Origin of the sequence: Winogradskyella sp. SM1960 (genome assembly GCF_020179375.1) — a bacterium.
GTDB lineage: Bacteria > Bacteroidota > Bacteroidia > Flavobacteriales > Flavobacteriaceae > Winogradskyella > Winogradskyella marina.
The window spans coordinates 1-15,100 of the sequence record NZ_JAICBG010000005.1 but is presented as its reverse complement, the minus strand read 5'-3'; the positions used below and the strand labels follow the sequence as shown (position 1 = coordinate 15,100).

Sequence of the window (15,100 nt, the reverse complement as noted above, 5' to 3'; positions counted from 1 at the left end):
TTAATTAAAAGGCAATACATGGTTTGACGTTTTATTTTCCACTAATACGCGATTCATATCGTAAAGCATGGTCACATTTCCTGTGGTCTCATCTACAGTAAAATCATCTAAACCTAAATTTAAAGGGATAAAACTAGGTATGGTAGGTTGTGTAAATTCATCTGAAATATTAGCATTATTTAACTGCTCAGTTTGAGACACAGGAAACTTAATACCTAAATCATTAGAACGTCTACCTTCACTCATAAAAATCTCTTGACGCATTAAGTAGATAAGGTATAATACATCATCTACATTTGCTGCTGCATCAACAGCCTGGTGAGTGACACTTGTACCTGAAACAGTATAAACAGGAATAAGGTCAGCTTGTCTGTCTAAAACATAACCCGATCTAAATTCTTGTCCGCTTTCAAAACGAACATCTACCGCTGTGGTCGGGTAATCTTGTCTGTTGGTTCCATTTCTTAATTCTTCGCTATCATCTAAATACATCACAGGTCTCGCGCTTAGCACATTGTCTATTAAATCATGCAATGTAGTAGTTGCCATGTCTAAATTATTTTCAGCCGTATACGCTTCCGCTAAAATTAAATAGGCCTCTTCCACTTTAGCTAGAGATAATGGTTTTTGATCTTCTGAAGCTGTTCCTAAGTCAAAAAATTTAGGGTCTAAAAAGTCTAACCTTGGAAGTGGCGAAAATCTGTTCTCGCTAGCTGTAAACGTGGCATTTTGGATTTCATTAGGAACACCATTGGTGCCATCGAATTCTACGGTAAACAACAAGCTATTATTGCCAATTACAGTTTGAGCAAAAGATTTTGCATTAGCTCTATCTCCTAAACTACGGTACACTCTAGATTTTAATAACTGGTACGCTGAAATAGTTTCTGAGTTACTTTCGTTTTCAATGGCAAAATCTAGATAATCTAAACTAGCTTCTAACAATTCGCTTGCCGTATAAGCTTCACTATTACTATTCATAGGAAGGCCTGTGAAATTTTCGCCAGATAAAATTAAGGCATAAGCTTTTGCAAAATAAGCATAAGACCATTGTTGAGTTGTAGCGTCTGGATCGCTAGGCAATACGGTTTCTAAAGCATATTCCGCCATTTCTCTTAGCGCTCCAATTTCTACTTGCATACTATTACCATCGATATCTGTATAGTCAATTTGTGGAATATCGAATACTTTATTGTAAAGGGTATAGTTATTAAAATAATTATCAGAAACCATTTCCGAATTAATGACAATAGCATTCATGGTTAAAGCAAATTGTCTTTTAATACCCATAATCCAACTCGTAGCTGAATTGGTGTTATCCAAGAAAGCGTCTTCGGTAACATTAGGGTTGTCGACACAAGCGGTAAGTGTCAGAAACAAAACTGTGATGTATATATAAATTGTTTTCATGTTTTTTGTTTTTAGAAATTTATTTTTAATGAGGTTAAAAATTCTCTAGGCGCAGAGTATGTCGCATAAGATATTCCTCCAGTAGAGGCACCACCTTGTCCCGTTGCTGAACCACTAATTGTTGCTTCAGGATCAAACGACGATGCGGTAAAATTGAGTGGATTATTCACACTAAAACCAATCAAGATAGATTTAATGGTGTTCGTATTTTTAGGGATTAAGTTGTAATTCAGTCCGATGGTTCTAATTTTTATAAAATCAGTCTTTTCAGTGAATAAATTTGTAAAATTTAACCAATTTGAAGTCCCATTAGCTTCAACTTCTGCTTCTGGCACTATAGCATCTGAAGCTCCATATAGAAATCTAAACTGTTGGTCAAAACTATTAGCATAAGCCCCTTTTTGATAATTACCATTTGCAAAGAGACTGAAATTTTTATACGAGAAGTTCATACCTAGGTTACCAAATAAATCTGGAATGGTAGTCCCTAAATACGATTGTGCTGTGGTAGACTCTAAAACACCATTTTCATCAAAGGTGCCATAATTTCCTCTTATGTATCCTATAGGATATCCTTCTTCTACCACAGTTTGAATGGTTCTTGCACTAAATCCATTAATATTAAATGGTGCTACACCTCCAGAATCTACCACTAAGTTATCTAAAGTATTTATAGACACATTTAATGATAGCGTTACATTTTCGGTTTGTATAGGAATAAAACTTGCATTTATTTCCCACCCTTTATTTTCTATTTCTCCAATATTATATAATTGACTACTTGCATAGCCACTAGATGGTGTTGGTGGCACATAAAACAAAGCATCTTTAGTATTGGCATTGTAGTAGCCTACCGATAAGTTGACTCTATTATTAAACAATGCTGCGTCTACACCTACTTCATACGTTGTTGTTTTTTCAGGTTTTAAATCCGGATTTCCAGATTGTCCAAAAAAGGCCGCTTGTTCACCTAAAAAACCATCAAAATCTATGGTTCTTTCGTTTACAAAAGCGGGAGGTAGATTACCAGCTACACCATAATTACCTCGTAATCGTAAAGAATTTACAGCTGTTGCATTTTCTAACCAAGGTTCTGAACTCAACAAATAAGACACACCAGCTTTAGGGTAGTATTGCGTACCAATATTATCCCCAAAGGATGGGTTACGATCTCCTCGAATACCTAAGTCAAAGAACAACTTATCCTTAAAGCCAATATTTTCCTGAAAATAAAAGCCATAGTTAAGTACTTCTGCCAAATATTCTTCACTCGTTTTTATAGCGGCATCGCTAATAGTTTCGGCTCCGTCTCTAATATTTGTTCCTACGTATTGAATTTGATGATCTGAGTTTCTAAATAATTGACCACCAACGGTTGAGATAAATGAAAACTGACCTGTTTCAAATTTATGTTGCGCACTTAACTCGAGCGTAACACCAAAGTATTTACGTTCTGTATTAGCAATACTTCCTTCATCTGTGACGCTAGTTTGAGACGTATGTGATAAATATTCGTTGGTCTGAATAGTTTGATCGTTCTGAACTCTATAATCGATACCACCAACAAATTTAGCTTCAAAATTATTTACAGGTTTATAAGCAAAACTTTGAGAGGTTGTAAATCTATTTATAGCGATTTCGTTATTTTGTAATTCTTCCGCCGTTTTTACAAAAGCATTTATGTCATTAAACTCCGTAGAGCTAAGATCATCTAACCTATTATTAAAACCTTTTAAAACAGACGCTCCACTTTCTGCAAACCACAAACCTGTATAACCTCCTTGGTTACCATTTCGGTTTCTGTTGTACCTATTATTCACATAAATAAAAGAACTATTATATGTTACTTTTTCTCCTAATTTCGCTTTAAAACCAGTGCTAAAATCTATTTTCGTATTAGCATTATTCTCTGCTATTTGAGCCCCTGTGTTATCTAAAAAATTCCCAGAAAAACTATACCCAAAACCTTCAGAGTTACCACCACTTATACTTAAGTTGTATTTTTGGTAAGTTCCTGTTTCAAATAATAAGTCTTTAGAGCGGTCAAAATATAGAAAATCTGCAGTTGGCGCTACAATTCCCATTTGAGTTGAAGCGGTAATTTGCGTACCTCTTGAGCTTCCTTTTTTAGTAAAAATTTGAATCACTCCGTTCGCGGCATCCGAGCCGTAAAGCGTTGTTGCAGCTCCACCATTAATATATTCAATTCGATCTATATTATCCATTGGAATATCGGCAATAGAACTCATAGCCGCACCTTGTGCACTACCTCCACCTAAGGCGCTACTTGTGTTTAAGTTATCCATACGCACACCATCTATATAAAATACAGGTGTAGAACTTAGGAACGCAGAATTAATACCTCTAGATCTAATTAGTGTTGTTGCTCCCGATTGGCCTCCTGTAAAATTAATCTGGGTATTCGGTAATTTAGTTGCAATCAACTGGTCTATACGTTGTGAAGGTAAACCGGCTAAATCTTCGGACTTAAGAACTTCAACATTGTTAGATAATCTTTTTCGCTGTACACTTGCGCCTTGGCCTGTAATAACAACTTCGTTAAGTGCCGCAAAATGAGGCGTTAAATTAACTGTAATTTCTAATTGACCTTCTAATGAATAATCGACGTCTTCGTATCCGATATAAGTAATTTTTAACGTCTTCGTATCCGCAGGAACTTTGATTGTAAACTGACCATCATAATCCGTTACAGCTCCAATATTATATGCTGTAGCGTAAATATTAGCTCCAAGTACAGGCGTATTAGTTTCATCATAAACCACACCTTTAATGGTGATATTATCTTGATTAATTTTAGAAAGCGTTTCGCCTATTGGCTTAACGAGTATGCCGTTATCGGTGATTTTAAAATCGATTGGTGATTTTTGCTTTAGTGTCTTTAATACAGTCTCTAAAGATTGATTATTGACACTTAAATCAATTTTAGTGTTTTGGTAAAGCGCATTAGAAATATAAATGAATTTTAAATCGGTTTGCTTCTCAATTAAATTAAAGACCTGAATTAAAGATGCTTCTTTAAGCTGTAAATTAATGGTGTTATTATTAACATGGTAACTATTAGTATTGTGGTTTATAAGATGGATACTTCCATATACATTGCATAAACTTGTTAAGATTATGGCGGTACTTAATATGAATTTTTGGTATTTCATAAAGTTGTTTTTTTTAATGAATAGTTGTTATAATGTTGGAATCGTTTGGAATCAAAAGCGTGGGTTAAAACGTAATTGTATTTTTAATACGCACTACTTAAACTTATTTATGTTTGCACTAATATGCCTAAGCGCTAGCCCAATATGATTCTCTACGGTTTTAGGGGTTATTTCTAATAATTCTGAAATCTCTTTGTATTTAAAGCCGTCAATTCTGCTCATTTCAAAAATTTGACGTGTTCGTTTTGGTATAGATTCTAAAACATTTTTGATGACATTTCTATTAATTTCTTTTTGTTCGTTAGCTATAATTTCATCTTCGATACTTGGATAAAGACTGCCGTTATTTAAATGGTCTTCATCTTGTAGTGGTCTAATTTGGTAATTGTTCTTAACTCTTAGGAGGTCGTTTTTTAGTATGGCATAGATATATGATTTTGGATTTTTAATTGTATTAAGTTGGTCTCTATTAGACCATAGTTGAATAAAAACATCGTCTACTTTTTCCTCTATGATATGCATGTTAGACTCGAACAACACACCAAATCTGCACAGCTTGTTATAGTATTTTTTAAAAAACACATCGAGAGCTTTGGTATCACCTTCTTGAATTTGTTCAAATAGAAAAAGGTCTTCGCTTGTGATAACTGAATGACGAATGCTTTTAATCTTCATGGTTTTGAGTTATTAGGTATTCGTTAGGATTTATCTTCTTTATTTTAACATCTGCGATGAATTCTATGGAGTTAATAAATTCATCAATGTTTTGCTCTTTAAAAGCACCCGTAATCCTTTTTTGATTAATTTTTGCATCAGTAATCTTGAAGCTTACTCCGTAATAATTATTTATTTTATAGAGTGCGTCTTTGAATATTAAATTATCAAGAATTAACATATTGTCTTTCCATGCTAAAGCTTTGGTGACATTGAAGTTTCTTTTAGTAACATCTGAAGTTTTAATGTTGTATATAAGCTCTTCTTTCGGTAATAAATTAAGACTGTTTTGAGACTTCTTAATAAAGACATTGACCTTACCTCTTTCTAAGGATACCGACTTATTCTCTAAAACGGTATTAACGTTAAAAGCGGTTCCTAAAACGGTAATGTTTAAATCCTCTGTATGGACAACAAACGGAATTTCTTTGTTATGAGTCACATCAAAGTAAGCCTCCCCTGTTATAAAAACATGGCGTTTATTTTTAAAGTCTGAGTTATATTTGATTTCGCTTGAAGCATTCAAAATAACAAGACTACTATCAGGAAGGTATACCGTTTGTCGCTGACCTTTCCCTGTAGCAACCTGATTTATATAACTTAACGCGCTAGAAGGCAAAAAATAACTGTAGGTTACAACTATTAAACCAACAGCAGCTAAGCTAAATGCGATACGATTAATTACGTTTCTCTTACGTTTTATTGGTCTTTGAACAGCCTTAGGCTTTAATTGTACTTCGTTATGTTCATGATACTCGTTTAAGCTAACTGGATAATTATCCCAAATTAATTTATAGTTTTCATAAGTTGCTTTTAATTCATGATCTAAAGTCAATTCTATTTCGAATATCGCTTTAGTTGCTGTAGACATTTCTTGTGCTAAATACCGAACGCATTTTCTCTCATTTTTAGTCATATTAATCATGGAGTATTCCCTTTTACTACTATGAGTAGAAAATTAGAAAATACCCCCAGTGATTGACATCAAGAGATTAACAAGGAATTATTAAGTAAATGTTAATTGCAGACTAAACATTTTAAAATCCTGTCGTTTACGATGGGATTTTTGTATTTAATGGATTTCAAAAAAAAATTAACTTTAATCTCTGTTTTTCCTTTTATAGTATCGTATGTAATGGTGTGTCAGAAATCTACATACTACTTTTTAACCTTGTAGATATCGTTTGTCAACTTGAAAGCGCAACAAGGTCTTGTATGTATTGAAAAAAAACTAGTTATTTTAAAAGATAAAAGTTTTTCTCTACGTAAATCCACGATAACAATGGAACAAAAGAATTGTTGGTAACACTGACAACACATTGTCTTTCATTGTACAGGTTGAAAACCGCCTATAAAACAAATAGAAGTTTCTAAATAATATCACTTATAAGTGATCACAGCAAACATCATCGCTATGATGATGCCAAAGGGCATCAAGGCTCTTTAAAAACTATAAGCAATAAAAAAAACCGAAGATTGCTCTCCGGCTTTTCAGCTATTAGTCAAGGGGGACACTCATTTTTATTCTTTAACAATAAATTCTGAGCGTCTGTTTTTTTGGTGCTCACCTTTAGAACAAGGTACACCATTACTACAATTATTAACGTGTTGGGTTTCTCCCATACCTTGAGCAGATAATCGTGATGCATCTATACCTTTATCAACCAAATAGTTTAAGGTAGAGGTTGCTCTACGTTGAGAAAGTGCTTTATTATAAGAATCATTACCACGACTATCCGTGTGCGATCGTATGTCTATTTTTAAATCAGGATAAAAGTTGAGCACTGCATAAACTTTTTCGAGTTCAACTTGTGCATCCTTACGGATATTAGATTTATCAAAATCAAAATAAATAATAGGAATATTAAGTACCTCAGCCAAGTCTGTACCTGGAACAAGAGAAATTTCATTCTGCTGTAATTGAAAATTGATACTCTGCCTTTCTAAACCTGATTTAGACATATTTTCATCCGTATCATACTGAGGTTTACTCGCTTTTATTAAATAAGAATCAAACTTATTAATATCTACTATATAATACCCTTTTTCATTGGTTTGAACTTCTTTAAATATATTCCCTTCAACATCAGATAAAACAATTTGAGCTTCAGCAATAGGCTCTCCTGTTTGTTTATCGGTAACAACACCTTCTATTTGTGCAAAATAAACATCTTTAATAGGTGATGTTTCTAAAAATGAATAAATGTTATCATACACAAATTCTCCTTCAGTTTTAGAACGATTAGAACTTATAAACCCTCGGCGAGTTTCCAAATCTATTCCGAAAGCAAAATCATCTGCATAGGAATTTACAGGTGCACCAATATTTAATAAATGACCATAACCATCCTCTAGAATCTGTATATAAAATACATCTAAACCTCCCATTCCCATATGACCATCTGAAGAAAAATACAAAGCATTATCGGCTGTTATAAACGGAAAGGTTTCTTTTCCACTAGTATTAATGCTAGGTCCTAAATTTACTGGTGTACTTAGATGACCATCACTATCAATTTCAGACACGTAAATATCAGATTCGCCATAACCTCCTGGGCGGTCTGAAGAAAAATAAAGCTTAGTATTATCTGAACTTAACGTTGGATGTGCATTAGAAAAATAATCGCTATTAATTGATAATTCTTCGGCTTTTTGCCATTTGTTATTTTTTAGTTCTGCTTTATAAATCTTTAAACGCTGATCTTCATTTTTGTCATCGTATGTAATATTGCTTCTTGTAAAATACATGGTATTGTGATCCGCTGTAAATACAGGTGATGACTCATGGAATTTACTTTTAAGCTTCCCTTTAAGTTTTTTAGGTTTACTTATCGTTTGGTTTAAAGAATCCACTTGAATAGTATAAAGGGATAAAAAACTCAAACCATCCCAAGCACTTCTTCTGTTTAAAAATGTTTTACTGCTATTGGTAGAAGCATAATACAAGGTATCCCCTAATCTTAAGTGCCCGAAAGAAATCTGTTTTTCATCGTAAACATTTTTTAGAACTTCTATATCATATCTCCCTGAATTTTGTTGGATGATATCAAGATAATCTTGTGCTTTTATAGTCGTGTTTTGCAAATCACTATTCAACAAAAAGGCATCATAATATTCGGTTGCTTTTGCTGCTTCACCTGTTGCTTTTAAAGATTGCGAATAACGTAAATAAACATTATTATCTTCTGGCGTAGCTGTAAAATCAAACAAGCGTTCGTACCATTTTACGGCATCATCATATTGCGCATTAAAATAATAACTGTTGGCTAATTTTGTGAAAAGTTCTTCAGATTCATGGCCTTTTTCAGCAACCGCTAAATATATTTTTTGGGCATTAACATAATCTAATTGCTCATAATTTTCGGTAGCTTTCTCTACTTTTCTTTCTTGTGCGTCAATTGAAGTGAGTTGAATTACACTCAAAAACATCAAAAAGAAACTATATATGTTTAAACTATTTTTCATTAATTTTTCTATTTAAGAATTAAAAGAATCTCGGGTTTACTTTTCCTCTAAGTCTTGTGCCTAACTCGAAACGTAAAAATATTTCGTGAGATCCACTATTATAATTTCCTAATTCAGTTGTATCGTAATCGTACGCATAGCCTATCATAATATTGTCTGACACCTGAAAACCAGCCATGGCACTTACAGCAGCATCAAGGCGATAAGCCAAACCAAAAGTGGCTTTTTCATATAATAGGGCATTGGCAGAAAGATCAATTGCTAAGGGAGCACCACTAACGGCTTTAGCCAATACCGCAGGTTTTAATTTTAAGTCGGGATTAAGGGTAAATACATAACCTCCTATAAAATACAGATGCGTTTTTTCCATGGCGGTAGATACCTGAACTTCATCATAGTGTTCGGTTTCTAAGAAGTTAGGTGTGGATATACCAACATACCATTTTTCTGTATGTAAATAAAAACCCGCACCGATGACAGGTGAACTGTGATTTTCCCGTCTTAAATTATAATCGTTCGGATCATAAATAGTTAATTTATCTGGATCTAAATTCCAAAGCGACAGTCCGCCTTTAATACCAAAAGAAAGCTTTAATTTTTCTGCCATTTGAAGGGTGTATGAGAAATCTGCCGTTATAAAACTCTCTTCAGATGGCCCTAATTTATCACTAGTAAAACCAAGACCTAAACCAACACCTTTAACACCTATAGGTGAATGTGCGGCAAAATTGAGAGTCTCTGGTGCACCATCTAATCCTACCCATTGGTTTCTATACACACCTAGCACATTTAAAGACCCTCTAGATCCGGCATATGCAGGGTTTACAGAAATGGTATTATACATATACTGCGTATACTGCGAATCTTGCTGTGCCTGTGCAGATGGCAACATAAAAAATAGGCTCACTAGCAGTACAAGTGCACATAAATTTGATTTTATAAAAGTCATTAGAGTTCGTTTCATTTTAGTTAGCACTTAAGTATAAATAACCTGCTTTTTTATATTGGTTATTATCTGTTTCATCACCATATTCATATTCAAGAATGTAGTAATACGTACCAAAAGGCAATCTTTCAGAACTATTCAGTGTTAATCGGCCTGAGGAATAGCCATCAAAAACATTTCCATGAGTGCCATAATTATCGGTCTCAAAAACCTTAACTCCCCAACGATTAAATACTAGAACTTTTAAGTTTCTTGCACATTCGTTATTGGGCTGATCAATAAGAAAATAGTCGTTTTTTCCATCAGCATTTGGTGTTACAGAATTGTAAATAACAAGTTCACATGGTAAAATAAGATTCGACTTAACACGTCCGAAAGTAAAAACACCATAATCATTTACAGCCGTTGTTACAGTTTGGTTATCGAGATCTATAACTCCACCTTCATCAACCCACATATTTGTAGCTTCATCCCAACGCACAATGGTTAAGGCATCTTGTTGTGCAGCTTCTACCATAGATGATGGCGTAGTAACATCGCGCCACGATAGCGTAATAAAGCCATTTTCCGAATTTTCATTACGTTTTTCAATCGTCCAATATTCTTGGTCGTCTATTTCTTCTATAACACCTGCTCTTAAGTCATGTGAATATATATCGTCAGAGTTTTCAAAATAAAACTTGCCTTCAAATAGTGCAGATACATTTCCTGGTGCTGAAATACCTGCAAAACGATAATAACCGCCATCTCCAATTGGGTAAATAAATTCTTGATTACCCAATTTATTTACAGGCCCATCCACATGACTGTAATCGGAGGTATTAATATGTGTTGCATTGTTGTAAAAAGTAATTTCGCCACCGAAATTATCGTTGTCTACGATTCCTTCATAAAAATCGGATTCACCATTGATATGAATATGCCCTGATACTTGAAATGGAGCTATAGCACTAGTGTTATTAAAATACACATCATTGAGGTAGCTAGTTTCTAACCCGCTAAGCAGCTGATTTGAGCTTCCTATAAATCGAGTAAGCCCTGTATTTTGATAAAAATCTAAAATCCCATCATTATTAAAATGGCTGTAAATAAAGGCATCACCATCATTATAAAATGATCCGGTACTAAGGTTATCTAAACGCTCTACAGTTGAAAACTGTGTGTCTTCACTAACATATAGCACACCTTCGTTAACTGTTTGAGCGTTTACAGCACTAAAAGCAAGAAGCATACATATATTAATATATAAATAAATTTTTTTCATCATTAATTGCTTTTTACTCTTTGATAAATATTAGGATTCGTAATCAAAAGACTCCGGCTTTTAAGCGGTACAAACGTATGATCTGGCCTGGCAGGATCGTAATTAGGATCACTAGGGTCTAATGGGTTGGGGTCTATTGATGATACGGCATCTAAGTCTTCATCCAATTCATTCGTCCCAGTAACCGAGGCTAAATTATACACTCCTTTGTTATCGATATCCGCTTGAGTAATAGTATAAGACTCCGTATACGTCCACGTTTCATAGATATTAAAAACACCATCATTATTAGTGTCTCCAGCTTGTGGTCCTGTTAATACGCCTCCCAATAATGGGTCTTCTACAATAATGTCATAAATGTCAATATCTTCTTTGTTTTTTACGGTTATTGTGTACGTAATCGTTTCACCAGGCTCCGCAATACCATTATTGTTCTCATCGTTAAATTCTCCTTCTTTTTCTAAAGTATAAGAATCACATGGCACTATATTTAGTCCACTTCCGTAGCCATCCATTAACGTAGGACCTTGTACATTCTGTGTTACTATAATAGTATTATTCGATGTTGGATTCCATGAAATTGTATTAAACGAATTAACAGGACTAAAATCTTGTTTAAATTGTAAAGGAAAGAGCTGGCCTCCAGAAGTTTTACTCCCATACATGCTTACCTCTCCTGATGGGCTAATTAGAACTCTGATTAAAGGATTATCGGTAGTACCATCCATTTGCCATATCATTTGCGTGTCTGTTTCATATTCGTCCCCATCTTCAAATTCTATATTTATGCCAGATGTACCACTAGATTGAAATTCTATTTCATGTGTAGCAAGACTTACACCATTTATCTCCATATTAAAGGAGTTATCTAATTCATAGATATCAAACTCAAAACCACCATTTACACCAGGTTGGGTCATTGTTTGTGAAATTTGGCTTTGGCTCCCCCCATAACTCCAATTAAATGCTTCGCCTGTTACAGTCTCTGTACAGATTAGAGTTGGAGTTTCGTTTTCTACAAGTACGGTCACTACGGCAGTATCACAATTTGCTGGCGAAACCTCATTTTCACATAGCGTATAAGTCAATGTATAAGTCCCAGGTGTTGCATCTGAGCTAATAGATACTCCCCCTGTAATAGGATCGAGTGTAAGAACACTAGTATCTCCTGTTACATCTGTAATGGACACTTCACCAGAATTAGTTCCTAAAACAACAGCTTCATCGTTTAGAGTATCATTTTGTGTTACTGAGCTTGCAATAGAATCACCTGGCGCTATAGGGCTTGTGCTATAATCATCGTCTGTGGCTACAATTACTAAGCTAATACTTCCATCTGGATTCCAACAAATATCACCTGCTGTCACCTTGGGTGCAATACAATTACCGGAAGCTTCACAATCATAAGTTAAGGATGAAGAGAAATTAAGGCCTTGATTGTTAAACATTGTTACTTGGCTAGAAGCACCATTTGTTCTTTTTAAATTTAAATTTGGACCAATAGTACCACTATTCATAGCTGCTTTTTTAAACCAAGTCATATAACCTAATTTACCTGAGCCATCAGGGGGACCAGTTATATTACCATCGTTTTGAATATTATTGGAAATTTCAGTAAATCCTTCATTATAATACTCACTTCCATTTCCAGCCAAAAGTAGTTGACCACTTTGGATATCTACATGTCCTGTGTTTTCAAAATATGCTGTATTATTTCCAAAACTAATATTCCCTCCTGAAACAATAAATTCAGAAGAATTATAAACTTGACCTCCGTTTAAATTAAAACCATTCCCAGAAGTCATAATTCCACAGTTTACAAAAACAGTTTTGTCATTACAGTTATAACTATTCCCTAAATCTAGTATTCCACTATTTTTAAAATAGCAAGTTCCAGATATATTAACATTGGCAGTAATATTCATTGTACCATGATTATCTGTTGTATACTCACCGTTTGTTCCATTAAAATTTAAAACACCCGCAGAAACCAATCCATAATTTACTATTGTATTAATACCATTCCCTTGAAACGTAAAATCATTAGTCCCACTAGAACCTGCTTTTAATTCTCCTGAAGAAGCTATAGTTATATCTACATTTGCTGAAATTTGAGGAGATTGATTAAACTGCAAAGTCCCCTCTAAATCCATCGTAATAGTTCCCGATGAACTCACGTTATTTTGAATGATAACAGTAACTCCTGGTTCAATATAAATTTCTGAACCATCTTGGAACGTTACATCACTTAATGTGGCATCTGTAGTAAAACACGTAAGGGTATTAGAAGCAAAAGTAATATTCCCTGAAGTTGGCGGTGTAACACACTGCGCATTCATTTCAATACTGCTTAAAACAAATACAGAAATCAATAAAATTTTAATACTACTAAAATTTTGTGTTTTGATTTGTCTATCTGTGCTTAGATTACAGACATTATTACATATGAAGTGTAAAAACTTATTCATATAATTATAGTATTAACGTTTTGATAACCCTTGTGACTTGCAATCAACTAGAATAATAAATCCTAATAATAGATAACATGGGCTTTTCATTCTGTTTTTTTTATGTTTTTAATATCCTTTACTTTATTAGGTTAAAGGATCGACTTTAAATTCTTTTATTTACGATATAAAATTCTTGCTTGATAAAGACATTAGCCTATTATACCAAGCAAGATTGTTTTTGTTATTTCACTACAAATACTATAGTCATATACGACGCTTCTGTTGCGTTACCGATAATAGTGTATGATAAAACTCCATTCGCGTCAATAGACAGGTTTGAAAATACCGCTGTGTCATAATATGTAATATGATACTCTAATTCATTTGCTGGTAGTGTTGGAATAGCATTAACCGCACCAGCACTACTTACTAAAGTTGGATTAGCTGTTCCTGTAAACTGTGCCTGATATTCAGTATGTAAGTTTCTTGTAAAAGTTCCGTTTACTGAAGTATCAAAAATAACAGCTGGCATATAGAAGAACTTTGGCATTGCTGCTTTAATTTGTCTTAGAGTACCATCAGCTTCTACAGCTACTAAAGCATTATCAACAGTACCTGTCTGTAAACCTTCAATAGCTAAAGTTTGAGTGGCATCTGTTGTAACCGTTGTTGGTTTTATTAATGTACCACCTAACTGAATTGCATCAGCAGTAGCATCGACGTTTAATCCATTATTAGCTTGAACATCAAATGTATTTGTTGTTTCATTTTTAACTAAACCAGTACCTGCAACAGCGTCATCTATTTTTAATCCAGTGACAGCATCATCAGCTAACTTATCGGTTGTAATTCCTCCTTCTGCAACGATAATGTTAGTATCTACTATTGTAGCTCCTGTTCCATCGGTTACAGTAATAGAACTGTCTCCAGCTGTTAAATCTTTAGGATCTACAACACCGTCAGCACCATCAGATACAACAACATCATTAATACCATCACTTACGGTTATAGTACCATTACCGTTATCCGTTACCGTTACTGAGGCGCCGTCAACACCGTCTTGTCCGGATGGACCTACTAATGCATCTAAAAAGTCTTGTTCTGATCCTGAGTGTCCTGCTGCTAGCCATTCTTCGTATGCTGAATCACCATTTTGTCCTCCTGCAACAATACCTGTATCAACTCCTCCGATTATCCAATGATTATTCGTTCCTATTTCTGGAGTTAATCCATCTGTTCCGTCTACTCCATCTGCACCGTCAGACACAACAACATCGGTTGTGCCATCACTTACGGTTACAGTACCATTACCATTATCGGTTACCGTTACTGAGGTGCCGTCAACACCGTCTTGTCCGGCTGGACCTACTAATGCATCTAAAAAGTCTTGTTCTGATCCTGAATTACCAGCGGCTAACCATTCTTCGTAAGCTGAATCACCATTTTGTCCTCCTGCAACAATACCTGTATCAACTCCTCCGATTATCCAATGATTATTCGTTCCTATTTCTGGAGTTAATCCATCTGCTCCATCTGATACAACAACATTGGTTGTTCCGTCACTTACGGTTACAGTACCATTACCATTATCGGTTACCGTCACTGAGGTGCCGTCTGCTCCATCTTGTCCGGCTGGACCTACTAATGCATCTAAAAAGTCTTGTTCTGACCCTGAATT

Annotated in this window: 9 protein-coding genes; all 9 read right to left on the bottom strand. The window is 34.5% G+C overall.

Annotation, left to right across the window (positions count from 1 at the left end; genetic code table 11):
- Window positions 1-1,410 carry a tetratricopeptide repeat protein gene (locus K1X16_RS12485; RefSeq protein WP_225036583.1) on the bottom strand — a complete coding sequence of 470 codons (1,410 nt, stop codon included), beginning with the start codon at window positions 1,408-1,410 and terminating at the stop codon, window positions 1-3.
- Window positions 1,411-1,421: 11 nt separating this feature from the next.
- Window positions 1,422-4,583: a TonB-dependent receptor domain-containing protein gene (locus tag K1X16_RS12480; RefSeq protein ID WP_225036582.1), complete on the bottom strand. Its 3,162-nt coding sequence runs from the start codon at window positions 4,581-4,583 to the stop codon at window positions 1,422-1,424.
- Between the two features lie 93 nt (window positions 4,584-4,676).
- A complete protein-coding gene (locus K1X16_RS12475) occupies window positions 4,677-5,258 on the bottom strand; it encodes an RNA polymerase sigma factor (RefSeq protein ID WP_225036581.1) in 582 nt (193 codons plus the stop codon).
- Entirely contained in the window at window positions 5,248-6,222 is a 975-nt protein-coding gene (locus K1X16_RS12470; protein WP_225036580.1) for a FecR family protein, read from the bottom strand. Before K1X16_RS12470 ends, K1X16_RS12475 begins: the two co-directional genes overlap by 11 nt.
- A gap of 596 nt (window positions 6,223-6,818) precedes the next feature.
- Entirely contained in the window at window positions 6,819-8,762 is a 1,944-nt protein-coding gene (locus tag K1X16_RS12465) for an OmpA family protein (RefSeq protein ID WP_225036579.1), read from the bottom strand.
- A gap of 19 nt (window positions 8,763-8,781) precedes the next feature.
- Window positions 8,782-9,711, bottom strand: coding sequence for a type IX secretion system membrane protein PorP/SprF (locus tag K1X16_RS12460; protein ID WP_225036578.1), 930 nt, complete (start codon window positions 9,709-9,711; stop codon window positions 8,782-8,784).
- A gap of 16 nt (window positions 9,712-9,727) precedes the next feature.
- On the bottom strand, window positions 9,728-10,975 hold the full coding sequence (locus K1X16_RS12455; RefSeq protein ID WP_225036577.1) for a gliding motility-associated C-terminal domain-containing protein: 1,248 nt from the start codon (window positions 10,973-10,975) through the stop codon (window positions 9,728-9,730).
- Window positions 10,975-13,440 (bottom strand): G8 domain-containing protein, encoded by a 2,466-nt coding sequence (locus K1X16_RS12450; protein ID WP_225036575.1) that lies wholly within the window; start codon window positions 13,438-13,440, stop codon window positions 10,975-10,977. The genes K1X16_RS12455 and K1X16_RS12450 overlap by 1 nt, the downstream gene beginning before the upstream one ends.
- Before the next feature lie 223 nt (window positions 13,441-13,663).
- The coding region (locus tag K1X16_RS12445) for a hypothetical protein (protein ID WP_262902576.1) at window positions 13,664-15,100 on the bottom strand (1,437 nt) is incomplete at its 5' end.

What these genes read in the sequence shown, in the direction of transcription:
- K1X16_RS12485 (WP_225036583.1), bottom strand. Translation starts at nt 1,410, where the DNA reads ATGAAAACAATTTATATATACATCACAGTTTTGTTTCTGACACTTACC.
- K1X16_RS12480 (WP_225036582.1), bottom strand. Translation starts at nt 4,583, where the DNA reads ATGAAATACCAAAAATTCATATTAAGTACCGCCATAATCTTAACAAGT.
- K1X16_RS12475 (WP_225036581.1), bottom strand. Translation starts at nt 5,258, where the DNA reads ATGAAGATTAAAAGCATTCGTCATTCAGTTATCACAAGCGAAGACCTT.
- K1X16_RS12470 (WP_225036580.1), bottom strand. Translation starts at nt 6,222, where the DNA reads ATGATTAATATGACTAAAAATGAGAGAAAATGCGTTCGGTATTTAGCA.
- K1X16_RS12465 (WP_225036579.1), bottom strand. Translation starts at nt 8,762, where the DNA reads ATGAAAAATAGTTTAAACATATATAGTTTCTTTTTGATGTTTTTGAGT.
- K1X16_RS12460 (WP_225036578.1), bottom strand. Translation starts at nt 9,711, where the DNA reads ATGACTTTTATAAAATCAAATTTATGTGCACTTGTACTGCTAGTGAGC.
- K1X16_RS12455 (WP_225036577.1), bottom strand. Translation starts at nt 10,975, where the DNA reads ATGATGAAAAAAATTTATTTATATATTAATATATGTATGCTTCTTGCT.
- K1X16_RS12450 (WP_225036575.1), bottom strand. Translation starts at nt 13,440, where the DNA reads ATGAATAAGTTTTTACACTTCATATGTAATAATGTCTGTAATCTAAGC.